This window comes from Pseudomonas sp. C32 (genome assembly GCF_030417915.1).
Taxonomy (GTDB): Bacteria; Pseudomonadota; Gammaproteobacteria; order Pseudomonadales; family Pseudomonadaceae; genus Aquipseudomonas.
Genome location: NZ_JAUHUK010000015.1, coordinates 47913 through 72156, shown reverse-complemented (window position 1 = coordinate 72156; position 24244 = coordinate 47913). Strand labels below are relative to the sequence as shown.

15 protein-coding genes and 3 pseudogenes are annotated in these 24244 nt (G+C 54.7%); 12 read left to right on the top strand and 6 right to left on the bottom strand.

Annotation, left to right across the window (positions count from 1 at the left end):
• Window positions 1-11 precede the first annotated feature (11 nt).
• Window positions 12-1451, bottom strand: a complete 1440-nt coding sequence (locus tag QYH43_RS18035; protein WP_301157726.1) for a site-specific integrase — start codon at window positions 1449-1451, stop codon at window positions 12-14.
• Between the two features lie 896 nt (window positions 1452-2347).
• On the opposite strand from QYH43_RS18035, the gene QYH43_RS18030 reads away from it, so the two are divergent.
• From QYH43_RS18030 to QYH43_RS18010, 5 genes are read left to right on the top strand one after another with little or no spacing between them, the layout of a single operon-like run.
• Window positions 2348-5101, top strand: coding sequence for a DUF499 domain-containing protein (locus QYH43_RS18030; RefSeq protein WP_301157725.1), 2754 nt, complete (start codon window positions 2348-2350; stop codon window positions 5099-5101).
• Complete coding sequence (locus QYH43_RS18025) at window positions 5101-6129, top strand: hypothetical protein (protein WP_301157724.1); 1029 nt, start codon at window positions 5101-5103, stop codon at window positions 6127-6129. Before QYH43_RS18030 ends, QYH43_RS18025 begins: the two co-directional genes overlap by 1 nt.
• Before the next feature lie 12 nt (window positions 6130-6141).
• A complete protein-coding gene (locus tag QYH43_RS18020; RefSeq protein ID WP_301157723.1) occupies window positions 6142-9357 on the top strand; it encodes a DUF1156 domain-containing protein in 3216 nt (1071 codons plus the stop codon).
• Entirely contained in the window at window positions 9354-9854 is a 501-nt protein-coding gene (locus QYH43_RS18015; protein WP_301157722.1) for a hypothetical protein, read from the top strand. The genes QYH43_RS18020 and QYH43_RS18015 overlap by 4 nt, the downstream gene beginning before the upstream one ends.
• A 7-nt stretch (window positions 9855-9861) precedes the next feature.
• Window positions 9862-12639 carry a DEAD/DEAH box helicase gene (locus QYH43_RS18010; protein ID WP_301157721.1) on the top strand — a complete coding sequence of 926 codons (2778 nt, stop codon included), beginning with the start codon at window positions 9862-9864 and terminating at the stop codon, window positions 12637-12639.
• Between the two features lie 174 nt (window positions 12640-12813).
• On the opposite strand, the gene QYH43_RS18005 is transcribed toward QYH43_RS18010, so the two are convergent.
• Window positions 12814-13116 carry a hypothetical protein gene (locus QYH43_RS18005; protein ID WP_301157720.1) on the bottom strand — a complete coding sequence of 101 codons (303 nt, stop codon included), beginning with the start codon at window positions 13114-13116 and terminating at the stop codon, window positions 12814-12816.
• Between the two features lie 248 nt (window positions 13117-13364).
• Here QYH43_RS18005 and QYH43_RS26915 point away from each other — a divergent pair.
• The 3 genes and pseudogenes from QYH43_RS26915 to QYH43_RS17995 all read left to right on the top strand — a co-directional run.
• A pseudogene (locus QYH43_RS26915) lies at window positions 13365-13690 on the top strand (helicase-related protein); the annotation flags it as partial.
• 407 nt (window positions 13691-14097) lie between these two features.
• Entirely contained in the window at window positions 14098-14583 is a 486-nt protein-coding gene (locus tag QYH43_RS18000; protein ID WP_301157719.1) for a hypothetical protein, read from the top strand.
• Between the two features lie 8 nt (window positions 14584-14591).
• Entirely contained in the window at window positions 14592-15476 is an 885-nt protein-coding gene (locus QYH43_RS17995) for a hypothetical protein (protein ID WP_301157718.1), read from the top strand.
• A 180-nt stretch (window positions 15477-15656) separates the two neighbouring features.
• Here the strand turns inward: QYH43_RS17995 and QYH43_RS17990 are convergent.
• The 3 genes and pseudogenes from QYH43_RS17990 to QYH43_RS17980 form a co-directional block, all read right to left on the bottom strand.
• Window positions 15657-15970 (bottom strand): annotated as a pseudogene (locus QYH43_RS17990) (JAB domain-containing protein); the annotation flags it as partial.
• A gap of 15 nt (window positions 15971-15985) precedes the next feature.
• Window positions 15986-16189: pseudogene (locus QYH43_RS17985) on the bottom strand (integrase); the annotation flags it as partial.
• Between the two features lie 896 nt (window positions 16190-17085).
• Complete coding sequence (locus QYH43_RS17980; RefSeq protein ID WP_301157717.1) at window positions 17086-18771, bottom strand: YfjI family protein; 1686 nt, start codon at window positions 18769-18771, stop codon at window positions 17086-17088.
• 235 nt (window positions 18772-19006) lie between these two features.
• Here QYH43_RS17980 and QYH43_RS17975 point away from each other — a divergent pair, with 235 nt between their 5' ends.
• The gene (locus QYH43_RS17975; protein WP_301157716.1) at window positions 19007-19219 is read left to right on the top strand and encodes an AlpA family transcriptional regulator; all 213 of its coding nucleotides are present in this window, start codon (window positions 19007-19009) and stop codon (window positions 19217-19219) included.
• 361 nt (window positions 19220-19580) lie between these two features.
• On the top strand, window positions 19581-20540 hold the full coding sequence (locus QYH43_RS17970) for an inovirus-type Gp2 protein (RefSeq protein WP_301157715.1): 960 nt from the start codon (window positions 19581-19583) through the stop codon (window positions 20538-20540).
• 224 nt (window positions 20541-20764) lie between these two features.
• On the opposite strand, the gene QYH43_RS17965 is transcribed toward QYH43_RS17970, so the two are convergent.
• Window positions 20765-21322, bottom strand: coding sequence for an amidohydrolase family protein (locus QYH43_RS17965; protein WP_301157755.1), 558 nt, complete (start codon window positions 21320-21322; stop codon window positions 20765-20767).
• Between the two features lie 721 nt (window positions 21323-22043).
• On the opposite strand from QYH43_RS17965, the gene QYH43_RS17960 reads away from it, so the two are divergent.
• Both QYH43_RS17960 and QYH43_RS17955 read left to right on the top strand, forming a co-directional pair.
• Window positions 22044-22799: an HpcH/HpaI aldolase/citrate lyase family protein gene (locus QYH43_RS17960; protein ID WP_301157714.1), complete on the top strand. Its 756-nt coding sequence runs from the start codon at window positions 22044-22046 to the stop codon at window positions 22797-22799.
• A gap of 52 nt (window positions 22800-22851) precedes the next feature.
• Window positions 22852-24216 (top strand): MFS transporter, encoded by a 1365-nt coding sequence (locus QYH43_RS17955; RefSeq protein ID WP_301157713.1) that lies wholly within the window; start codon window positions 22852-22854, stop codon window positions 24214-24216.
• The last annotated feature ends 28 nt before the right edge of the window (window positions 24217-24244 follow it).

Sequence of the window (24244 nt, the reverse complement as noted above, 5' to 3'; positions counted from 1 at the left end):
CTTTTCGGGAACTACCGTAAATCAGCCGGTAAATCGTATCCATGCTTTTGGTTGATTGGCACGACGTTGTCAGCAGCCAATATTGCGTCGATGCGTTCGCCCAGCAGTCGCCATGCTTCGGTTTTTTCCTTGGCGTAGTCATGGTGAAGATAGTGTCGGCGAACCTTGGAGCCACCCAGCAGGTGATTCTGGCAGCGGTCGATAATTTCCAAGGTGACGCCCAGCTCCTGCATCGTCGTTGCGCCAGTGCGGCGCAGGTCGTGCGGTGTCCAGTCGCCATTGGTGCCCTTGCTCAGTACCAGCGTATTGTCATTGCGCCGGCCGGATAAAGGTTTACTGCGTTTCTTGAACTGTTCTTGCCGGTCGCCTACGCGCTTGGAAATGCTCTTTAGGTCTACGTGGCCGATATGGTTGGTGGCGGGGAACAGGTATGGCGTGTTGCCCGTCAGGGTGTGCAGTTCTTTGAACTGGCGCAGGGCGAAGGTAGACAGAAAAACATGGTGATCCTGGCGCGCTCCTCGGCGACCTTTGGTGTTCATGGCAGGCAAAAACCATGTTCCCTTGCTTAGATCGATGTGGCGCCATTCGGCCTTGAGTAGTTCGCCGATGCGGCAGAGGGTGCCCAAGCATATCCACAGTGCAAGCTGTGCTTTCCTTTCCAGCGGACGGACGCCGGAATATTTCTGGCCGGGGGGGAGGGCGGCATAATCACGCTCCATGCTCTCAAATATATCGCGCAGCTCCCTGATTTCATCGACAGTCAGAATGCGGTCGCGTTCTTCTTGATAGTCGTGGTCTAGAAGTTTTTTGACTTCCACCAGGTTGGCAGGGTTGCCGTCGATCATCAGGCCGCGCCAAGGTTTGCGCTTTTCGCCCCATGCGAGCATCTGATTCAGATCGGCAAACAGACTGACTACATACCGATTGACGCCACGTTCGCGTACGGTTCGCAGCATGGCGAGAATATCTTTCTCGGTAAGAGCGCGCAGAGACTTTTTGCCGATGCTGGGTAGCACGTCCTTGGTGAAGCTGCGGATTAGTTCTGCATTGTCATCTTGGCGGGCTACGCCGTCTTTTAGCCACTCGACGAACAGGTCGGCCACTGTCAGGTTCTCGGCAGCCAGGCGCTTGGCCCCGGCAATGGTCGCCTCGATAGCGGCCTGTTTTTCGATCTTGGCGGCTTTCTTCGCGGCGGTGGGGTTGATTCCTTCGCCTACCGTAACGCGCAGGCGGTCGCGCTCGGCACGGATGTTGGCAAGGCTTTTCTTGGGCCAAGAACCGAGTGCATGGTCGCGCTTGGCGCCATTCAACTTGAATTCATAACGAAACAGAACAGTGATGCCCCGTTGCCCGACGCGAACGCGCCCGACAATTCCGCCATCTTCTCGCAGTGTCAGGCCGCCATCATCAGCGGTAAGCGCTTCCAGTTGCTTGACTTGGATTTTTGCCATGCCCCTTCTGCCTTTTTATTTTTACCCCACTGTTACCCCACCGAAAGCGCTGGCTTGTATTGCTGCGTTTTGGGCGGTGTTGGACGGTAGATTAGCCTGAAGGTGTTGTATTTACTAGGCTAATCTGGATTTATTTGATTTTATTAACGTCCAGTGGAATCCGATCTATAATGGCATTTGGTACTAGGGGTCGAGTGTTTGAATCACTCCGTCTCGACCATATTTTTCAATGACTTAGCCGGGTTCGGAAACGATCTGGCTTTGTTGTTTCTGGCGTTTGATCATTTTGATCATCGTTGGGTCGCTGTTAGCAAAAAGCTCGTAGAGTTCGCCACGCAGGGCTTCGTCGCGTTGAAATCTGTCAAAGCTCCAGTCCTAGCTGTATTGTCTGCGGTCTCTTCCTTGTCGCGATCTTTCTCTTGACGGGCACTGGCTGATATCGGCACAGCGAGTTGCACTCTGATCTTTTTTCTGATCGCCATCTGAAGGGTATGGCAAATCAGGGTGTAGTGGTCGAGATTCCCCAAAACCCGTCCTATTTCCTGAATGTTGGTCGGATGGATCAACAGTGCTTTCTTTCACGGAGCGAGTTATCTCTGTAAGGCAGCTACAAAGATCTTCGGGGGTGGCAGTCATGCGTATGGGGCCCGCAGGCTCTGAAGGCAGGCCAAAGAATTCTGCCCAAAATGATGGCATCCGCCGTATCATTTGACCTTTTATCATTGTGCAATGAGATATTTCACGATTGGGAGTGGCGCAACCATTGCCAAGTGGAATTTCTCATCGGTTAGCTTGGTGAGCAGCAGTCGGCTAAGTGGCAGAGCTTGTGTTTGGCCTTTTAGCTTCTTTCATAGGCTGGTGTTCGCTCGCTCAGTCAAACGATAGGATGCGAAATAATGCTTGGACTGACGCTACGAGAAGAATTTCGGGGTAAACGCCTCAAAGGGACAGCTATTGAGCTCTCCAACGACACGAACACCGGTGCAACCCAGGTCGCAGCCAAGGAGTTCCTGGAAATTACCTATCCTACGCACGACCTGCTGAAGGGAGTCGAGGCTGTTGGCCCGAACCAAGGTAGGCCAGTGGTAGTTATCGGCGAACGCGGCCTCGGTAAGTCGCACTTAATGGCCGCGCTCTACCATGCGGTGAATGACCCTGCGTCTACAGACGCGTGGCTAAAATCCTGGGCGACGACCTTGGGTGATCCGCAGATCGGTAAGATCGCCCTGCGTAGCGAGATGCTCGTGCTCGGCGAAAGCCTGCACCGCCAGCGCTACAAGTTCCTGTGGGATTTGCTATTCGAGCGCCATCCCCACGGCACCTACATCAAGGGTAAGTGGGAAGGCATGGGCGCGGCCAAGACCGACATTCCGTCCGACAAACTAATCCTTGAACTGTTGCAGCACACTCCCACGATGTTGCTGCTGGACGAGTTCCAGACGTGGTACGACGGTCTGACCAACACCAAGCAGTATCCTTGGAAGAACTGGGCGTTCAACTTCATCCAGATTTTGTCGGAAATCGCCAAGGAGCACCCCGAGCTGCTGGTGTTGGTCATCTCTGTACGCAATGGCGGCAGCGACGCCTACCAACAGGTACACCGTGTTAACCCGGTTGCCATTGATTTCAAGGCGGGCGGCAACGCTGAGCGCATCCAGCAGGATCGTCGGCGGATGCTGCTGCACCGCCTGTTCGATAACCGCTTGCAGATTCCAACGGCCAATATCGAAACCTTGGTGGTCAAGCACATCGCTGAGTATTTCCGCTTACTGGACGTGCCGTCATCTGAGCAGGATCGCAAACGCAAAGAGTTCAACGAATCCTGGCCCTACGCCCCCCACCTGCTGCGCCTGCTCGAAGAGCAAGTGTTGATTGCGACTGACGCACAGGAAACGCGCGACATGATTCGCATTCTAGCCAACCTTTACAAGAGCCGCGGCGAGGCTAAGCCTGTTCTTACTGCTGCCGATTTCCGACTGGATGACGATACGTCAGGCATCGGTGCGCTGCTGGATTCGGTATCAAACGAACACCACCGCACGCTGCGCGCCAAGGCGCAGCAGAACATCATCTCGGTCACAGAAGCCGTACCGACGCACGCTAGTATCGCCCCTCACCTGCAGGAAATTGTGGGGGCGCTGTGGCTGCGCTCGATTGCTGTAGGCAATCTAGCCGGTGCCGAGCCTGTGACACTACAGGCTGACATCACCCGCGATAAGCCCATCGACGACAACGCCTTCCAAGTGGAACTGGCCACTGTCGTAGAGAACAGCTTCAACATCCATCAGGATGGCCTTCGCCTTGTCTTCCGCGAAGAAGAAAACCCGCAGGCCAAGTTAATGGCTTGTGCACGCAACGACAAACTGTTCTCTGATGGCTCCGATCTTGCCCAGCTTGCCAAGGAAGTTCGCTACGTCATCGGCGGCACCGAAGAAGTCGCCAAAACCTTCCGCGTGATCGCACTGCCGAAGTCCTGGCAGTCCGACCCTTGGTCGTCGCTCGATGAGTCGGAACAGCCTGAGCGCTGGGACGACCGTCTGCCAATCCTCGTGTTGCCTGAAGAGCCGGACAACATTGATCAGCGCCTTGGCCGCTGGATCAAAGATCATCTGCAAAAACGCCGAAACACCATTCGCTTCCTGCTGCCACGCTCCGGCTCATCGAGTGCATTTCAGGATCGTGATCTGCTGATTCTCGCTCGCGCTGTAATGAAAGCGTTGGAGTGGAGTGGTCAGAACCCTGAGTACAAGAAGCTGCACACTAAGTACCAAGGCGAGCTGCGCGACATTCTGAAAAAACGTTTTGATCGCTTTGCCGTGCTCCATCGCTGGAATTTCGCCGATCCAAGCCAGTGCATGTTCTGCATCGAGAGTTTGAAGAAACAGGGTGCGCAGATTCCCGAGGGCATCGAGGAGGCTCTGATCAATGATCTCTTCGTGCCTGAAGACTTCGAAGGCCTTGTGCAAGAAGCCGCTGGTGACAACTCAGCGGTTGGCAAGCTACTGCGCGAATTGCAGGAGCCGCGCCCTGCGGGCCAAGACTGCATTCCTTGGCTGGGCGAAACCTCAATGAAGGAGCGCCTTCTTCGTCTTTGTGCGCGGGGCAAGATCGCCATCAATGTGCGCGGCATGGAATTCCTGCAGGCGCAGCCGGGAGAAGATGAGGAAACGGCTTGGCGGCGGCTACGCCCCAAACTGTCCTATACCGGGCGACAACTCGACGAAGTATTCGTGATGGAGCCTTCGGCCGTGCCCACAACGGGCGGCGCAACCCCTACCGTGTTTCCGAATGCGGGCGACCCCGTTGGTGGCGGTCTCTTTGGTGGCACTAGCAACACGTCATCGCCTATGCCTCCCGGCGGCAATACCCCATCCGGTGGCTTCACGACGTCCCCGCCCAGTGGCGGCGGGATTTTCGGCGGCGAACCAGGCACCCCTGACTGTAAGCCTCGCATCGCATTGAACAACCCGGCGACCTCGGCCTTGAACCTTATCGGCAAGCTCGAAGGCTGGGGCATTGGCCCTGCCACGCCGGTCGCCGAAGTCTCGATCAAGATATCGGCCGCGACCGGTGCCCAGCTCAAGGAATTACTCAAAAAGCTGCCCGACGGCATGACCTTCGAGCTCAGTCTTGAGAAGGAAGATAACTGATGGCTCTCGACGCTGGGGTACTGCACAGTTTGACCAAGGGCACCACCGAGGATGCTTGGCGCGTCATCATCAACAAGGCGGTTGAGATCGCATCCAAGCCGCTGGCCGCTGGCAATGCGCCAAGCGAGGTCACCAAGCGCGATCGTGAAATCGGCGCGCTGGATCACTTCTTGTCTTCTGGCGGATGGGATCTGTGGCAAGCGTTCGGCAGTACGGTGGAGCGCACCTCGGACAGGCTTGCGCGCTGGTGGGTCGAGCCCGGCTATGGTGGCAGCAGCGCCAAAGCGGTGCTGATCCTCGATGGCTTGTCGCTGCGCGAGCTGCCCTGGCTGTTGCAGGGCGCGAAGGAGCGCGGCTTTATCTTGCACGAGGTCACGGCCAATGCATCCGAGCTGCCCAGCGAAACCAATGAATTTGCTCGCGCCCTGGGCTTTGGCAGCCGCAGTCAATTGCAGAACAACGGTGGCGGCATCGCTCACCGCCTGCAACCGGCCTACACCGAGAGTGTCGATATGCCGTGGCAAGACTGTGCCGGGCTGGTCGATACTTCGCCCAATTGGGTGTTCTGGCATCACTGGCCGGACAGCAAGCTGCACGATGGTGCGGGCGCAGGTCAGGGGCTCGATACGCTCACGCGCGATGCTGTCGAGCAGTTGAGCAGCGACGATTTCTGGGCCTTTGTTGAGCGCTTGGCGACCGGGCGGCGATTGGTTATCACCTCCGACCATGGTTACGCCGCGACGGGCTACTTCCCGGATGCGGATGGCGAAGTAGGTCAGTTCCTCAAAAAGACTTTTTCCAGTGGGCGCAACAAAGCGGGCGCCGGTCTTTCGCAAGAAGACTGCGGCCCCTTCGTGCCACCCGTGGCGATGCAAATTAACAGCCCCCATGGCGCTCACCTTCTGGCCCTTGGCCGCTGGAAGTGGAAGAGCCAAGGTGGTTACCCGACGTTGACGCACGGCGGCCTTTCGCTACTTGAGGTGCTGTCACCCTTCGTTGAACTCTCTCGAAATAACCCAGTTAGTTAAAGGCGGCACGGCATGGCAAGCAAAAAAGAACTCCTGGCGCTAGAAGTCGCTAAAGCCATTGGTGCAGGCAAAGCCGCTGCGATGGAGACGGTCGATTTCAACGACCCGAATCGCCCCCTGACTTGTTTAGAAGTCGACTTCCCAATCTTGCCTGTCAATCAGGTCGCGATCATCGAGGGCAACGCGGGCAAGCCGATCTACCAGATGTCGAAGTGGTGGGCGCGGCGGCGCTCCAGTGTGTTCCGCTCGATGCTTATCGCGGCCGCCACGAAAGCGCCAGAAGACAAATCGCATGCGGCGAAATTGGTGTGGGACAACTACTACTCCAACCACCAGAAGAAAGGTGCATTCAAGAACCTTAAGGTGGCCGACATCTTTATGGGCGGCGGCACCACACTGGTGGAAGGTTCGCGCCTTGGGATGCAGATGGTCGGCAACGATTTGAACCCGGTGGCGTGGTTCGTGGTCAAGCAAGAATTCGCCAATGTTGACCTGGACGAGGTGAAGCGCCTGCTTGCCGACATCGAGGCCGAGGTCAAGCCTCAGATTATGCCGTACTACTACTGCGACGGCCCGAATGGTGAAAAAGGCAATTGGACTCACCTGCCGACCAAGCGCGTGATGACAGCCGATTTCGACCCGCTCATTCTCACCCAAGAACAGCGGCGTGAGTACAACTACGAAGGCCCGGAAATTATCTACACCTTCTGGGCCAAACACGGTCCTTGTCAGGTGACGGGCTGTGGCCATCGCACACCGATCATGACCAGCCCGGTGATGGCGGTGAAAACCATCAGCGTCAAACATTGGGAGCATTCCTGCAGCAAGTGCGATGGTGATTTCCACGTTGAAGAAAATGCGGCACGCATGGCCTCCGATGTACCGCTGTATGTCGCGCCGGGCGAATATCCGTATTCAACGCTCGACCCTAAGCGCGGTGTGCTTTGCCCGCACTGTGGCCACATTGAGATGGTCAAACTCGGCAAGGGTAAGAACAAGAAGGTTGAACTCAGCTTGATTGTGCATCCGCAATGGCTTGCAGGGAGCGCACAGCAGGATGCCAACGGTCAATCCTTCGGTGGTTCTGCACAGGACGACGTGGCATCCTCTGCCCGTTGGACTCAAGAGCGTGCCGCCAAGATTCGCCTATTGGAGGTACGCGGCGAGTTGCCTGAAGAGGTGACATGCCCGGAAACCAAAATCACGTTTAAGACTGATGTCGGGACAGTGCCCAAGAAATCAAACTACGCATGCAGTGCCTGCGGCACCGTGCAGGATGTGCTGACCACGATTAAGGCAAGTGGGAAAATGGGGCCGATGGCTGCTTATGCCGTCCAAGGCTATGCTCCTAAAAGGCATGCCGCAGGCATGCCTTACAACGGCCGTTTCTTTGCACCGTTCGATACGGTGCACGCTCAGCAGCACGACGCAGCAGCTAAAGAATGGGACGCCCGTAAAGATTCTGACTTAGCTGAATACTGGCCTCGTAGTGAAGTCCCGTTTGGGTTCATGACGCACATGAACAATGGCGGAATACCGAACCACGGGTTTACTCACTGGTGGACTATGTTCAATCCCCGCCAGATGCTGGTGCATACGCAGTTGCTCAAATCAATCATAACCACAGGGTCTTATGATTGGCCTGTTCGCGAGTATGTCCTCGGTGCATTTCAGCAATATCTGAGAAATCAAAACTCGTTTTGCTTCTGGGACATTGGGTACGACAAGCTTGTCCCTCACATGAGTAACAACAACTATCATCCGAAGAACAATGTTGTTGAGAACTGCGTATTTGCTTCGCTAGGCCGTGGGAATTGGGCATCCTGTATTGAGGGGATTTTGGAGGGCCGGGAGTGGGCGATGCGCCCGTGGGAAGTCGTTAGCAATGAGAGCCTTCAAAGACGCGCTCCTCACTTGTCTGGTCAAGTTACCGGTAAGAGTGAAAAAGTACTCCTAGGTGACCCGGTAGGTGACGTCACAGTGCATCAAGGTTCGTCAACCGACCTTAGCCAGCTCACCGATAGCAGTTTGGACTTGGTCATCACCGATCCTCCGTTTGGTGGTCTCCTCCATTACTCGGAGCTGGCTGATTTCTTTTACGTCTGGCTGCGACTCGCGCTGAAAGACAAATACCCTGATTACTTCACAGCCGACTACACGCCAAAGTCTCTTGAGGCGGTTGCAAATCGAGCTCGCGAGCCTGAAGACCCTGATGGCTTCTACCAGAGGCTCCTAACACAGTGTTGGCGAGAGGCTCACCGCATTCTGAAACCAAGCGGTCTCCTTGCGTTTACCTTCCACCACAGTGAGGACAAGCCTTGGGTGGCCGTACTGGAGTCGCTCTTTGATGCTGGTTTTTATCTTGAAGCCACATACCCTATTCGATCAGACGAGACAAAGGGAGATGGTGCGAAGCCAGGAACGTTTGGTTCACAGACCATCGAATACGACATCATCCACGTCTGCCGCAAACGCACGGAAGAGCCCAAGCCTGTGAGCTGGGGCCGGATGCGCCGCGAGGTGATGGCGGATGTGCGGCAATTGCAGGCGATGCTGGAAAACCACGTCAAGGAAGGCTTGCCTGCAGCCGACATCCAGGTGATCCGGCGCGGCAAGGCGCTGGAATATTTTTCTCGCCATTACGGCAAGGTCTACATCGACGAGGGACGTGCAATTTCGGTGAAGGATGCGCTCATCGGTATCAATCAGCTCATCGATGAAGACGCCAACCAGGGTAAGGAACCGCCGCCGGTCAATGCGGAGCCGATGACGCGCCAGTTTCTGCGCACCTTTGATGGCAAGAACGAACTCGCCCGCGATCAGTTGCAGAAGTTCTTAAAGGGGTCGATCACGACGCCGGATGAATTTGTGCAGCGCGGCTGGTGCAACGAAAAGAAGAAGATTTTTACGCTAACCGACCCTCTTGACTTCGCGCGCGATTGGCAGGGCAAGCACAAGCGCAAACTTACTTCCGATTTGGATCAGGCGCTGGTGTTGATCGGAGCTTGCTATGACGGTAGCGGCATCAATGCCTCGGACACACTAAAGAACGAAAACTTCAAACCCCATGTGGCCTTGAAGCCTCTTCTTGAATGGCTGTCTCGCCGCGCCGCCAATCCACCTGCCCGTAATGCTTCATCGCGGGCCGTATCGATCTTCAATAACTGGGCCGCATCACAAAGTCCCAAGCCGCAACAGGGATCGCTGTTTGAGGAGTATGGAGAATGAAACAAATACGCGACACCGTGTGGCAACGGCGTGGGACAAGCTGGTTGTGGGATGCCGAGGCACTAGCGCAAGTCGGCGCCGCCAGCGAGGTGCGGAGCTTGCGCCAATTCGTGCAGGCAACTGGGAATTGGCCGGAAGACCTGCCAAGCAATGACAACAACACCATGGTGGTGGCGGGACTCGATGGCTGCCTGGATTTGCTCACCCCAGAGGATGCCGAGAGCTGGCTGGCTTCTGAGATGAAGGACGCCATTTTGTCCTTTCAGGAGTTTTACGACGGCCAAGCAGCATTGATTTTTTGGCTGCCGTCTGGCGCGGGCCGCATCACATCCAACTCTGCCACCGATGCGGTGAGCTGGCGCTGTGCTCACCCTAACGCCAACGAGCGCATCGACTTTGGCCGGGTCTTGTGGGGTGAGGCACACGAGTATCCCCAAGAGATTTTACTGCGTGAAGGCGCAAAGCCTTCGGGGCTCTTTCACTTGCGGATTACTTGAGGCTTCGATGACCGATCAGTCTCAATTCAATCCAGGAGAACGGATCAGCCATCACGAATACGGCCAAGGCGTTGTTCTTGACGCGGCACGTGATGGTTATCTGCGTGCGTTTTTCGGTGTCGGTGAGCGCCGAGTTCCGCTTGGCTCGATTCGCCGCGAAATCTCCCGCACCGAGCGTATCTTGCGCGCTGTGGACGGCAATGCTGACCGTGCGCGCAAGGCTTGGCTCTCCTACGAAGCGCACGCGCTACCGGTGATGGAGAGCGCATCGGCGCTGACTTCGGCCAAGATCGATCTCCTCCCGCATCAGGTGGTGCTGACCCACCGTATTGCTACTGCATCGCCACGTCGCTACCTGATTGCTGACGAGGTGGGTCTTGGGAAAACCATCGAAACTGCGCTGATCCTACGGGAGCTGGCAAGCCGGGGCGAACTGAGTCGAGCACTGATGGTGGTGCCTGCGGGGTTAGTGAACAACTGGCACCGAGAGTTGAACGAAGTCTTCAACCTCGACTTTGAGGTGTTCGGCTCCGAGGGCGACATCACCGACCGTAAGACCAATGCCTTTGCCAAGCACGACCGTCTGATCGCCAGTATCGACACCTTGAAACGCCCCGCGCGTATCAAGCGATTACTGGATGCTCCACGCTGGGATCTGGTGGTGTTCGACGAGGCACATCACCTGACTGCTTACCGCACCGGCGGCAAGGTCAGGAAGACCGAGAACTACAAGTTGGCAGAGGCGCTGAAAGACCATTCACGCGACCTTATGCTGTTGTCGGCCACACCGCACCAAGGTAACCATTTTCAGTTCTGGATGCTGGTTCAACTACTGAACCCAACGCTATTCGGCAGTCCGGAGGAAATGCTGGAACACCGGCACCGTCTCAATACAGTGATGTACCGTCGCACCAAGGCCGATGCCTGCCAGCCGGATGGTTCGCCACTGTTTGCGCGTCGCTGGGTGCATACCGAGTCTTTCTTGATGGGTGAGGAAGAGCGGAGGTTCTACGAAAAGTTGCGTGAGTACCTGGAGGATGGCTTTGACCTTGCCCGCCGCCAGGGCGGTCAGGGTCGAGCCCTCGGTTTCTTGATGGCAATCTTTCAGAAGATTGCCGCGTCGAGCTTCGCCGCCGTGCGGCGAACGCTGAAGCGCCGTCTCTTGATGCTGACGTTACACGAGGCCTTGCTGCGGGACAAAGACCTGGACATTGAGGGTCGTGAACGTCTAACCGATGAAGCGCGCGAACTGATCCATGAAGAATTCAACCTCGCGCGTGACAGCATCGGGCGCAGCGAGGTCGACCGTGTGCTGGCCGATCTGAAGTACCGGTTGGTCAAGAAGCTTGACGAAGAAGCACTCGAGCTTGCCTCCGACCCCTACGCCAGCGAGTATTCAGCCTTACACGCTGAGGAAGCTGCATCGGCTGTCGTGGAGCTACACCTGCCTGAGGAGCGACTGCGAATTGGCGATCTGCTCAAGGTATTCCCGCGGCAGCGCGAGACCAAGGCGCAGAAGCTGCTCGACGGCCTTGGCATCTTGTGGCGGCAGAACCCGCATGAAAAAATCGTGGTGTTCGCCACCTACCTTGGTACGGTGGATTTGATTGCTCGGGAAATTGATCAGACATTCCCCGGACAGGGGGTGGCGGTACTTCGAGGTGGCGATCATGGAGCCAAGATTGCGGCTGAGCGCCGTTTCCGGCAAAAAGATGGCCCTCGTGTACTGGTCTGTACGGCTGCTGGCCGTGAAGGTATCAACCTGCAGTTTGCGCGCATCCTGTTCAATTTCGATCTTCCGTGGAACCCGATGGACGTGGAACAGCGCATCGGCCGCATACACCGCTATGGGCAGAACCACACGGCGCAGGTTTACAACCTAGTCCTGTCGGACACCATCGAGGGGCGGATTTTTCTGCTACTGGATGAGAAGCTGACGGAAATCGCCAAAACTGTCGGCAAGGTCGATGACCAAGGCAACGTCGCCGAAGATCTGCGTGCACAGATTCTTGGTCAATTGTCCGAGCGGCTCAACTACGACCGCCTGTACCAAGAGGCGCTTTCAGATCCTGAGTTGAAGCGCACACAGGTGGAGCTTGAAGCCGCTCTTTCCAATTCACGCGAAGCACGACAGGTAGTGTTCGATCTGTTTCAAGACCTCGAAGGCTTCAGTCTTGACGACTACAAGCCTTTCTCCGATGTATCGTCGAGTTTGGATCGACTGGTACGCTTCATGTCGGCGGCCGTAGCTGATCGCCAGCAGCGGCTCGTCAAGGTTGACGACGAAAATTACGACCTAGTAACCATTGATGGTGCTCGCCGCGCTCAGTTCACCTTGAACCGCGACACAGCCACAAGTCGCGACGATGTCGAGCTGATGGGGCTGGATCATCCGCTGGTACAAGAAGAGCTGGGCCGCTGGCGCGGTGCTCCGCCGGAAGACATTGGTATTGCAGTTACCGGGGATGTTGAAGCTTCGGTGCTGTTGTCGTTCTGGATGATCGAAACGTCAGCCGGAAATGGTGAGCGCCGTGTGGTGGTGCAGCCTATTGCAGTCACGCAGAGTGGTACGCGAGTGCCTGCATTGGAGCGTCAGTGTGAACGCTATTTGCACGCGCCAACCACTACACCGAAGTTTTCGTCGGAACAGAGGCTTAGCCTTTTTTCACGGGTGGTAGAGCCAACGTTACAACGAGAGCTCAAGCACAAAGGTGCTGTGAATAGTAACGGCAGTTACGCTGCCGAGCTCATTGGCTATGTGGAGATCTTGGCCCCAGAGACGTAATGCTGAAAGTCCTGTTGATATGGATCGACAGAGGTGGAGTCATTCAGATAGGACTTGGTCCGGATCTCATCCCTAAGCCGCGCTGTCTGTCGTCCAAGGTCGATATCTTCAAAACGAAGGCTTGAGGCTGAGCATACCTATACTTGCTTGAACTAGGGCTCCTTGGCTGGAGCTCTACAGCCAGTGTCCTGGTAACTCGACCCCATAGTTCTTTGCCACGGTCTTCAAAGTTGCAATGATCTCTGCATGCCTGGCTTGCTCGGTGGACTGCCAGCTGGCACGGCGATCAAGCAGAGTCCTCAGCTCACCCAGATTGTACATACCTAGGCGATGGAAGTTACCCCAGCTGGGGATGCCAAATAGATTGTAGATAACCACAGTAGAGTCACGTTCGCTGGCCAGGCGCTTGTCGCCGGTCAGCTTCTCGGCGGCTTCTTCAGCTTCATCACGGTCGTCGTAGGTGTTGAGGAGTTTCATGGGCTCTTGGATGCAAAAGGCGCGGGGCAGAGATTGTGCACGAGCCGGAGCAGTTCTGAACAGTGAATGGAGTCGATGGATAGGAATAAAAAATCTGACGTCCGAGCATTGGCTTTCACGCTGACTGGTGGTTCGTAGACAGGGCGCTATAAATGGCCAGTAGGGTGATGCATGGTTGTCAGCGAACACCTGTTCGCTGATGTTAACGGCTATGACTTGAACATCTCTTTTCCGAACTATAAAGAGCTGCTTTCGAAGCCAGGCTAGGTTTTAATTTGCTGATTATGTCACCAGTGGAGGCAGGGGTAGGCCTGACTGTTGTCGGCGTCAACCATGTCGTTCATTTGGAGCGCCACTGGAGCCCTGCCAAGGAAGCTCAGGTTTCGGATCGCGTTTACCGAATCGGCCAGAAGAAAGATGTCATATCCATCTGCCGGCAGTATCGCATCCGCAGTTCGACTCGTTCGACGTGCACCTTGATCGACTGTTGCGTGGCAAGCTAATGCTGAAAGATGCAGTTGTGACGCCGGAGCAGGTGAGCGAGGGCGAGATAATTCAGGCCATGGGGTTGTAATTTTATGCTCAATGCGTTCGAAAAAGTTATTTCGCCGTTGCGAGTTCCGATGTTTGCAAATTACCAACAAGCCAGAACTTTCGCCCAAGCCTGCGACATCTTACTGTCCCGTCTTATCTCCAGCCAGTTGCACCTGCCGCATGTAGAAGCACTGACCAAGGAGGTTATTGCATGGACGAACTCTTAAAGGAGCGTAAGGCACTATGACCCCATTTCCTGCAGCGCTGGCCATTAGAGTCGTTGCCTCATTTGATTATCAGCCAATATATCAAGGCTGGCGATCAGGATTGTATTGTATATTGTCTGGATCACCGAGAGGTTGGGTTTTCTGTCGTTTTGTAGCTAACGATTTTGCTGTGGCGCAATCTGATTGATTCATCTACATCATAACAATTAGAGAGGTAGGAATGCAGGTTCTATCGAAGGAACAGGGGGTATTCGAGCTGACCTTGTTGAACGCCGAGCTTTCTCGCGATCAATTTGATGATTTCGTGGTTATGGGTGTATCTCGGGGTATCCCGGTTGAAATCATGACCCGTCTGCAAGGCCTGTGGAATTTGACCAAGGAGATCGCAGGTGAGGTTGTGGCGATCGGCAAGATCGTTGTGCGGAAGATTTTCGAGTTTCTCAAGGCGAACCCTAATCTATCCATCGGTATTGCTCTTGGGGCTGCTGTCGGAGCTTTGATTTCAGGTATTCCGTTCATCGGGCCATTATTGGCTCCGCTTTCGGCTGGTCTTTCTGTGCTCTATGGCGCGGCTGTGGGTTCAACAGTCGATCAAGGACACCCATCCAGTGAACCTTATATCGCAGCATCGCAGTTGGCTAGGAAGTTCTTCGAGCTGATTCAATCGATTTTTCTATCCATCAAAGAATACTTTGCTGCGCCCTAGGAGACGTTATGGGGATTGATTCTTATCTGGCGCGGTTGAAGCGTGCCAAACAGACCGTTCAGGAGCGCATTGAAGCTGAGATTCCCCGCGCCAAAGAGTTGCTGGAGAAATCGGTATCAGCGTCGGCGGCGATAACGACAAAAGCTGCGGGTACCATTTCTGAGGGATGCTCCAACGCCACCGTAAGGGCGAAAGAGTTCATTGAAAGTGAGGAGGTTAAAGTCGCAAGCACGAAGATAAAGGACGCTGGCCAGCGTGCAAATCACTTATTGGCTGACACTGGAACTAAGGCCTTGGGTTACTTGAGGAAACCTACTTCCGCATCCAACAACTCTGCAGAATTTCCAGAAGCTGAACGGGACACCCGTCTGGCAATAGATAAGTTAAGTGCCCTAGATAAAGTCGGTGTCACTGGTGAAGGTCTTGCAACGCTTGGCGGTGCGGCTGCGGGAGTAGCTGCGGCGGGAACTATTGCGGGGGTGGCAGGTGCGACTACGCTTCTCGGCTCAACTACACTCGCCAGTGTTTTTGGTGGACTGTTCCTGACGACGACCCCTGTAGGTTGGGTGATAGGCTCGGCAGTGCTTGCGGGTGCTGCGGGCTATGGTATTGCCAAGATGGTTCGTTCCGGCAGTGAACAGGACCAGGTTCGCCGGGAAGTCATCCAGCGCCTGACCGGTCGACTTGCGGCTCTTCAAACAGATGCGATCACTACTGATACCAAGGCTGAACTGAATCAACTCCTTGCTTTAGTTGTTGGAACAGAGGCGATTACTGAAGAGGCTGCAGTCAGGATGGTGGGGCTAGTGGAAAACGGCTCTTTGAGACCTGAGCTTGCGTTGGAGAGAATCAAAGCAATCGCAGTGGCTAAGGAGGTGATTGAGGTGCTCTGATGGGGGATGACCTCCCTCTAGGCTTTTTTTCGGGCAGGTTTCAGCATTGCAGGGAAAAATGGCACTGGATCGTTGATTGCTATTCGTACAAGAAGCCGTGGCGATGAAAAACGTAGGACTCCAATGGCGATGACCGCACTCAGCCTGAGCCAGGGGTGACCATCAGCTTCATGTAGTTATCTATGAGAGTTCGATCAGCTGGTCGAGCGGGCATTTACCGGCAATGTTGAGGGCGTTCTGGAGGAGGGTAATGTCCGATCGCCTGGCTGGGCTCTGGGTCGCCGCAGAGATGGTTATGAGCCAGGCTTACGGCCGCCGCGTTGTGTTCCAAGGCGATCTCACCACTTTCCGAGGATGCACGCGTGCACCATCCAACGTGCCTCTGAACAGTTCTCTGAAACCAATCAGCCGGTGCTCGCAATCGATCAACAGCAAAGCAAAGACTTCGTGCTAGTGGTACTGCAGCGTGTTTGCAGGTAGATGAATACCTGCTTCGATACAAACAGTTTGATAAAGGCAAGGCTTTTCTTGGGCCAAGAACCTAGTGCTTGGTCGCGCTTGGCGCCATTCAACTTGAACTCATAACGAAGCAGAACAGTGATGCCCCGTTGCCCGACGCGAGCGCGCCCGACAATTCCGCCATCTTCTTGCAGTGTCAGGCCGCCATCATCAGCGGTAAGCGCTTCCAATTGCTTGACTTGGATTTTTGCCATGCCTCTCCAGTCTTTATATTTTTACCCCACTTTTACCCCACCAAAAACGCTGGCTTGTATTGCTGCGTTCTGGGCGGTGTTGGGCGGTAGATTTGCCTGAAGGTGTTGTATTTGTTAGGGTGTTCTGGATTTATTTGGTTTTATTAGCGTCCAGTGGAATCCGATCTATAATGGCATGGGGTGCTAGGGGTCGAGTGTTCGAATCACTCCGTCCCGACCATAATTTTCAATGACTTAGCCCAATCTGAAAAGATTGGGCTTTTTCATGTCAGCGATTTGGTCATTCTGGTAGTGAATTGGTAGTGAATTGATATTGTCTTGTGTGCATGTATGCACCTGGAGGTTGGTGCCTCAATCATCAAGATGCAACTCTATCAGTCCGGTAGGCTCGCAATATGGAAAGCAGGCAGTGCTGGAAGGCGCAGTGAGGAGGTTTTGCGTCTAGACATCGTAAGTGAGTGGAGCGTTGCTGTTGTGTCCTCAGCTGGGTTTACGGATATCGATACGTGTAGATGTGGCTCGGCATTGCGTGATTTCTTCTGAAACCTATCTCGGTCAACCTGTCTGATCGAAGGAGTCACTTTAGGTTCGTGTTGTTGCGCGCTACTGAGCAGGCGTTTTCCGGAAGGTGGATCGCCTCAGTTGGCTCATAATCCCCAATGATGTCCGAGAGCGTTCAAGTTCGGTCGTGCCGTCGATTTGGTAAGCTCCTTCGGTTGCTTCATTTACCTCGACCTGTTTCGGTGAATGCTGCCCGGTCGTCAGCGAGCTAAGTATTTATAGCGCTGTCGGCTGCCTGTACGGCTATGTTATATCATTGCGGTACCGTTTGACGATTTTTTAACCTGTGCTATTAGGCAGCGTTTTATTGCCTTCGAATTTTCCTCGATTGTCAGCTACGTTCGGATTTTTATGAAGTAGCCCGACACGTCTACCCATCTGTCGCGCCGCTCAGGCTTCCAATATTCCTGTTCACTGAACAGAGGTAACTCTTTAATTGTGAGAATTTCGCCGTTCTTAACTTCAGGTTCTCGGTTGAGCAAAACGGTTTCCTGAAAGTGATAGCGGCTTCCTTCCTTGACGATGTGCCCGAGCTGGATCAACAGCTTAATCGTCGCCTCGAGACGCTCGGCACTGGCTCGGCCTCTTAGGGTGCTGGGGCCGTATTGTTTTACTTGCGTCAATGTGAAATGCGTTTTTACCCCCGGCTTCAGGTCGCGAGGTCGTGGCGTATTAGCGGAGCCTCTGGCAGGGCTGGCGTCATTTTCGCGTACGGTTCTCCTTTCCTGTTCCACGGGGGATTCTTTGATGGCTTTTTGCAGCAGATAGTGCGCGAGATTATTGGCATCTGTAACGAGTTGCGGCTCGTTGGCCAGATGTTCGATGAAGTGTTTTGAGCAAATTTGCGCGAGCTTCCAGCAAAACTGCAGGGTCAGGTGATCAATCTCAGTATCGCTGTCCAGATCTCGCTCGAACGTATGCAGAATGGCTGCCAGGCGGCTGGTGTTTTCGAGCAGCTTAGAGGCGTGATCCTTCAGGTAGTAGTAGAGACCGTTCTCTTGCATCTGCTGTTCGAGGCCTCGGCTGTACTGGAGCCAGAGGTCCGCGGCTGATTCCGAAAAGCGCAGTATTTGACGGTCAGGCTTAACGGCGGAGGTCAGACGTTCGTGAATGCGAGCATTGAATGCCTGTTGCCGCGGCAATGCAGATAGTTTGACCGGGCTGCGTTGACCGGCCATTTGGCGCGGTTTGACGACGAGGAAGCGAGCGAGGAATCCCGTGCCCCGGGCTTCCTCGCCGCGTTTGCCCATGAAGCGGGCTATCACGCTCGGCTGCGCCATCAGCGAGAGTGTGAGTCGGGCATTTTGGAGGATAAAACCAGCTCTTGAGACGCGATCAACGATCACGTTACCGCCATCCCAGAGGGTGTTGAGTTTGTCGAGCTCGCCCAGGGCCTTACCACTAAAGATACTGTTGGCTTCGCTGGTCAGCAGGCAACCGTTCGGCGTGTTTTCATAGAGCATTTGTACGAGTGCTTGTGGGGTGGTGTCCTCGTAGAGAAATTTGCCCGAGCGCTCAGGTTGCGGTTCAGTCCTGACATGTTCGGCGACAGCATCCCGGGCAGCGAGCGTTACGGAGTCGTCTTGTTGAGAGGCACACTTGCTATAGGTGCGCTCCAATTGGCGTTTAAGCGTACCCCAGAGATGGTGCTGAACCTTGTACTCGGCTAAGGCTTCATGGTTCGCCTTATACGCAACATCGTTTTGCACGTTGATGGCTTTGAAGAAGTAATTCTGCGTCGTGGTCTTCCGCTCACCTGAATCTGCAATAGTCAACAGCATGAGTGAAGTCGGTACTTTATGCCCGGTGGGCATCTCGACATCAACATGCCCTTGGCAGGCAGTGGTCATGGCCCCGAAGGCGCACATTATCGCCATCTCTCGGTGAACCTGCAGCTCTCGCACTGCCTCTCTCACCGCCGCTTCCAGCAAGCTTTTTTCATGGAAACTCGGCCAAATGTCCTGCGAGACATCTGGGTCGCTTTCAATGTTGGTAGTAATTTCAGCATCAGTCGCATTCATTTCTATCTGCTATATCCGCTATTTATAGCGACAATAGCAGGCGAAATGAACAAAACCACTGTTTGTTATTGAATAATCGACGACGCAGCTCTGGAGCTCGCGTTGTCTTCGAGCCGGGCAGGTTTATGCGTTTTAGGTGGGGGAAGCTGCCTCAACGAAGTAGGTGCAGGAGCTCTGGGGGAGTCATTTTTTACTAGCTCCGCCATTCCTCTGAGCCATACAGAGGAGCCCGCTCATGCGAATCATCCGCCTGAAACAAGTCATAGATTCGACTGGCCTGGCACGGTCGACCATCTACAAATACGTCGCGGAAGGTACCTTCCCGAAACCGGTATCACTCGGCGACCGCTGCGTCGGCTGGGTAGAAAGCGAAATACACGAATGGATCCTGGCAAGAATCGAGGAGCGTGATCTGGCTAGAAAATGGCCACCCGAGTTAGTCGCCTGAGTATGGGCCGGCTAGGAATCACCATAGGCGCCATGACCGGTTGGTAGCGGGTCATGGCGTTTATGCCGCTTGGAGAGGCGTGCATTCTCAGCCAACTCCCGCAGGATCCCAATGAGTAAATCTCTCGGCAGGGGCGGTGATATTGATCTGCCTCACTCTGTTCGGCCGGGACAATCTGACTGGGTCATGGTTGGTTTTATTTATATAGGCTATGGGCTGCCTGTACCCATACCTATCTATTATCAATCAGTACCCCATGCCAAGTGGATACCAACTACTACGAGACCAAACAAGGCATGTGGTCAGTTAAAAAAGTCCACATCCCGTATCTGGTATGTCTTAACCAACCAGGTACATCCTCATGAGCAAGCGCGCTCCCCACACCAGTCTGTCCCAGTCCGATATCGCCATCCAGATTGAGCGGCTCGTACAAGCGATTGAAGATACGAACATCCCGGAGTTCAGGATCACTCGACTCAGACCTGGGCAAGTGCGTGTACAGACGACCAGGCTCTCAGCGTATTTCGACCACATCCAGCAGATGGTGGGTCTGTTCGAGGGCCGGCATCCTTACGACTATAGCGAACATCTACAGGTGTTCTGGCAAGCGGCTCAGGACATCGGCTTGGAGCTGAGTCCGGTAGGGCTGACATGCTTTCATGAAGTCGAGGTCCGATACCTCAGTACCGACGAGACGCTCAATATACTGACTGATCGCATCCGTCGGCTGACAGGTGCAAAACGGTATCAGCGTGGGAAGGTAGATCGTCGTTACCAGGCCAAGGAAAAACAGGCCAAGATCACCGAATACATTGATCGAGTGCTTAACCGTTACTCCCGTACCGTAGTGGTGCGGATCGACCTGCATTACCTCTCTGTGGTGCACGCTCGGTTGCGTGTCGAGGAGGTATTTGCAGATCAGGCTAGGCTGGCCAGGGAAATTGAACGCAATTCAATCTTTGACCATCTGACCGGATACATCTGTAGCGTCGAGCAAGGGGAGGAGAGGGGGTATCACATCCATGCTGCCTTCTTCTTTAACGGCGCAGATGTGCGCAGTGACTTTGCTAAGGCCCGACAGATTGGTCAGCTATGGGAGCGCATCACCCGAGGTCAGGGGTATTACCACAGCTGTAACGATGACAAGGATAGTTACGGTGATGGACTGGGTATCGGTGTCATTCGGCGGGATGATATGGGTATTCGGCCGAAAGTCCATTACGCGATGCGCTACCTGGGCAAAGACACTCAGCATCTTCGGCTCAAGCCCATGGGGGCGAAGTGTTTGCGCAAAGGTACGTTGCGCAGGCTATCTGTTTGAGATCAGTACAGGTATCAGCCTGCACCTGCGGTGGATCAGTTGAATCGGTACGGCCCCCACCTTGACCATCGCCGCTGTATGAGGGGGCTGGTTGCACGGATCCGCCAGATATACACGCGCCGTAGCGACGTGGTGACAATTCCTCTGTTCAAGGATTGCTTGCCGGCTGAATGACTGGTTTGCCTTATAACACTGAGCGTGGCTTTACCACCTTGTAATCCTGCTCAATCACGATGCTTATCGTCGAGCGACGCGAAGTTGTTCGCGCCGTAGGCCACGCGTCCTCCGACCATGGTCAGGTCGGAGGTGAGGACAGAAATTGCGTCCTCGAGCACCGTGAAGTAGTCGCTGCTCGGCACAATCAGGTCGGCGAACTGACCTGCCTGGATACGCCCCCGTTTGCCTTCGTCGTTGGAGAACCAGGCGGCGTTCTCGGTCCACATACGCAATGCCGTCTCTTGGTCGAGCAGATTGCGCTGCGGATAAAGGTGCAGTCCGGCCACCGTCTTGCCTGGCATGCTCCGGGACAGCGACACCCAAGGGTTGTAAGAGGCCAGCGGGTGGCGTCGGTACAGGCGAAGACCTTCACGCCTTTCTCCAGCATGCGCTTGATCGGCGGGGGGGGCGTAGCGCTCGACGAAGTATTCGCCCCGGTAGGCCATACGGTGCTGCACGGCGAGGCCGCCGCCGAGCGCCGCTATACGGTCGATGGACTTCTCCGAGATAGTTTCGGCGTGATCGAAGAACCAGTTGATTTCCTGCGGCGGGATGTCCTGGTTGATCTTCTCGAATACGTCCAGGACGCGCGTGATGGTTTCGTCGTAGGTCGCGTGCAGTCGTCACGTTAGCGCGTGACGTTGGCAGCCCGAGCAGAAAAAAGAGGAGATCCAAGGAAAAAAATAATGGAACGCTGCAGGGTGAATCGAGTTGGTGTGAAGGATCTCATAGCGTTCTCTGATCATTATTTATAGATACAAAAAATGAATCAAATTATTAGAATACGTATCATTTTGTGGGGGCTGTCATTGATGGATTTTCCTTTTCCGAACGATATCAGCAGCATGCTGACAGATCCAATGGCCAATGATGTTCTCGGCCGTTGATTGCTAAGCTTTTGCATTTCGGCCCTATCGACTCGAGTTTCTATCAATTTCGGCTCCGATTTTGATCAATCAAGCTCCCTTGAGATGCAGGGTAACAAAGCAACTGCATGAGAAATTCTGTGGTAGTGGCTGAGCAAAGCGCCGGAGATGAGCATCCCTCGGGGCACTCACAATGGATGGGTTCGAGGTACTTCCTGGGGCAAAAAAGCTGGCGATGGATTGTGGCGATGAGTTGAATGTGCTCGCCTAGAACGTGATACAAGCCAATAAAATAATCGGTTAAAACAGTTTCCTAATGATTAGAAATCGTCCTTGACGCCCTCCAGACTAGTCGATAGCATTCGTCATGCATACAGCACGTATACATGACGTATAGATGGAATTCAGAGGAGAGGAACAATTGACTAAACGCTTAGGTGCTGAGGATCTCGGGCTCTGGTTTACCGGGCCAAACATCGGGATGGCCGAGATTGCAAAGATGATTGGCTACCGGGTTGCAATCTTGGATGTCGAGCACGGGATATTTGATCTCGCTGCGTTGGACAGCTTCATTCCGTTTCTGAAGGCCCTTGGGTTCGAAGTGTTCGTCAAGACCCTCGGTCCAACTCGGGAAGCAGTACAGCAGGCTCTGGATTTTGGGGCGGATGCGGTGGTTATTCCGCACGTCAATAGCGTGGCAGAAGCACAGCGTGTCTGTGGTTACGCCAAGTTACCGCCGCTGGGTGATCGCAGTCTTGCCGGCGGTCGCACCACTCAATTCGCCTATCCAGCGGACGAGTGGATTGACCTGCAGAACGTCAATACTCGTTGCTATCCGATCATCGAAGACGCGCAGGCTCTCGAAGAGATCGACGCCATTCTCGCACTACCTGTTGTAGATGGAGTTTTCATCGGCCCTACTGACCTTTCTATCCGTCGCAACCGGGGTATCTATAAGAAGCAGCCAGGTGATTGGGAAGACATCACGACGATTGTCACGGCAGCTAAATCCGCCGGGAAGCCGTGGATTTTTCCCGCTTGGAGTCCGGAAGAAAAGGCCTTCGCATGCCAGCATGGCGCAGATCGCATCTTCGTCGCCATGGAGCAGTTCGCATTGGCTGCCGGGTTGCGTCAACTTTGGGATAGCTCCGTAAAGCTGTTGCACGAGCAGGGTTGAATCCAGGTGGGCGGACAAGCGTAACCGAATCATTCGCACAGGAGGCCCTGACGTGGCCGTTATTAACACGAAGGCAGCCAAAGCCCCTACATACACTTGGGCTTGGATCACGACAGGCATTCTTGCCATCGCGATGGTCATTTCCTTTATCGATCGATTCGCGCTCTCGCTACTAGTGGAGCCGATCAAGTCTAGCTTGGCCATCAGTGACACCCAAATCGGCCTGCTGCATGGCCTCGCATTTGGTTTGTTCTACTCGATTCTGGGAATTCCGTGTGGTTGGTTGGCGGATAAGTGGTCTCGCACAGGGACAATACTGCTGGGTATGTTGGTGTGGTGTCTGACCACAGCGGCCTGTGGCCTGGCCGGTAGTTTTGCCGGTTTGCTGTTCGCTCGGATGCTGGTCGGAGCAGGAGAGGCCGCATTGGCACCGGCTGCCTATGCACTGATTTACGAGCGGTTTCCCAAGGCAATCCTCAATAGGGCGCTGACCCTGTTCCAGGCTGGCGCTGTCGTTGGCGCGGGAACTGCTTTTTATATCGTTGGAGATATCTACGATTGGCTTGAGCCCATAGGAGTCATCGACTTCGGCTTCCTCGGAAAGCGTGATCCTTGGCAAACGACGTTCTTGATCGTTGCTGTGCCTGGGCTGGTGCTTCTCCCGATACTTTGGTGGGTGTTGAATCGTCCCATTGATACCGCACTCAGCACGCCTTCAGAGCCCTCAGAACCCGTTGTTGATTCAAGCCGTATCGGTATGAAAGTTATCCCGTATCTGATCGAAGATCGGGCCTGCATCGCTGCTGTTTTCTTCGGAATGTCTGGGCTGCTCACCATGAGCTATGCCCTGCTTACCTGGATACCGGCCATATTCGTGCGAGAGTTCCAATGGGCGCCTGGTGAGATCGGCCGCATCTATGGAGCCGTAGTACTGTTTTCAAGCATTGGCGGCATGTTTGTCGCCGCCTGGATCGCAGATCGAATTGCGAATCGTGTGGGCTCAGTCTTCTCATCTTTGCGCGTGCCGCTCTTCGCAGGAGTGTTGGCTCTCCCTGCAGCGGTAATGTTCCTGCTGGCGTCCGGACCTGTTCAAGTGCTGGTCGCCTGCGGTGCGCTGCATGCGCTCTGCACCAGTTCGATCGGCATCGTACCGGCGTTCATCCAAAGGCGTTCGCCTCAGGAAATCCGCAGCCGGGTTTCTGCCCTCTACGTCATGGTTGTGAACATTTGCGGATTGGCTGTCGGGCCGATTCTCGTCGGTAGTGTTGTCGCGCTATTGGGTGGCAGCGCAACAGCCCTGAGAACCGCAGTATTTATAGTTGGTGGGGGAGGAATGGTTATTTCGGTAATAACGTTGGGTTTGTTTCTGCGGAGGCCTTCTCCTTCAAGAAGCGTTCCTGCGCGAAGACCCGTTTGAATCCCTATATCTGTCTGAAGCGTTGATA

What these genes read in the sequence shown, in the direction of transcription:
- QYH43_RS18020 (WP_301157723.1), top strand. Translation starts at nt 6,142, where the DNA reads ATGGCAAGCAAAAAAGAACTCCTGGCGCTAGAAGTCGCTAAAGCCATT.
- QYH43_RS18025 (WP_301157724.1), top strand. Translation starts at nt 5,101, where the DNA reads ATGGCTCTCGACGCTGGGGTACTGCACAGTTTGACCAAGGGCACCACC.
- QYH43_RS18010 (WP_301157721.1), top strand. Translation starts at nt 9,862, where the DNA reads ATGACCGATCAGTCTCAATTCAATCCAGGAGAACGGATCAGCCATCAC.
- QYH43_RS17970 (WP_301157715.1), top strand. Translation starts at nt 19,581, where the DNA reads ATGAGCAAGCGCGCTCCCCACACCAGTCTGTCCCAGTCCGATATCGCC.
- QYH43_RS18015 (WP_301157722.1), top strand. Translation starts at nt 9,354, where the DNA reads ATGAAACAAATACGCGACACCGTGTGGCAACGGCGTGGGACAAGCTGG.
- QYH43_RS17980 (WP_301157717.1), bottom strand. Translation starts at nt 18,771, where the DNA reads ATGAATGCGACTGATGCTGAAATTACTACCAACATTGAAAGCGACCCA.
- QYH43_RS18030 (WP_301157725.1), top strand. Translation starts at nt 2,348, where the DNA reads ATGCTTGGACTGACGCTACGAGAAGAATTTCGGGGTAAACGCCTCAAA.
- QYH43_RS17975 (WP_301157716.1), top strand. Translation starts at nt 19,007, where the DNA reads ATGCGAATCATCCGCCTGAAACAAGTCATAGATTCGACTGGCCTGGCA.
- QYH43_RS18035 (WP_301157726.1), bottom strand. Translation starts at nt 1,451, where the DNA reads ATGGCAAAAATCCAAGTCAAGCAACTGGAAGCGCTTACCGCTGATGAT.
- QYH43_RS17995 (WP_301157718.1), top strand. Translation starts at nt 14,592, where the DNA reads ATGGGGATTGATTCTTATCTGGCGCGGTTGAAGCGTGCCAAACAGACC.
- QYH43_RS18000 (WP_301157719.1), top strand. Translation starts at nt 14,098, where the DNA reads ATGCAGGTTCTATCGAAGGAACAGGGGGTATTCGAGCTGACCTTGTTG.
- QYH43_RS18005 (WP_301157720.1), bottom strand. Translation starts at nt 13,116, where the DNA reads ATGAAACTCCTCAACACCTACGACGACCGTGATGAAGCTGAAGAAGCC.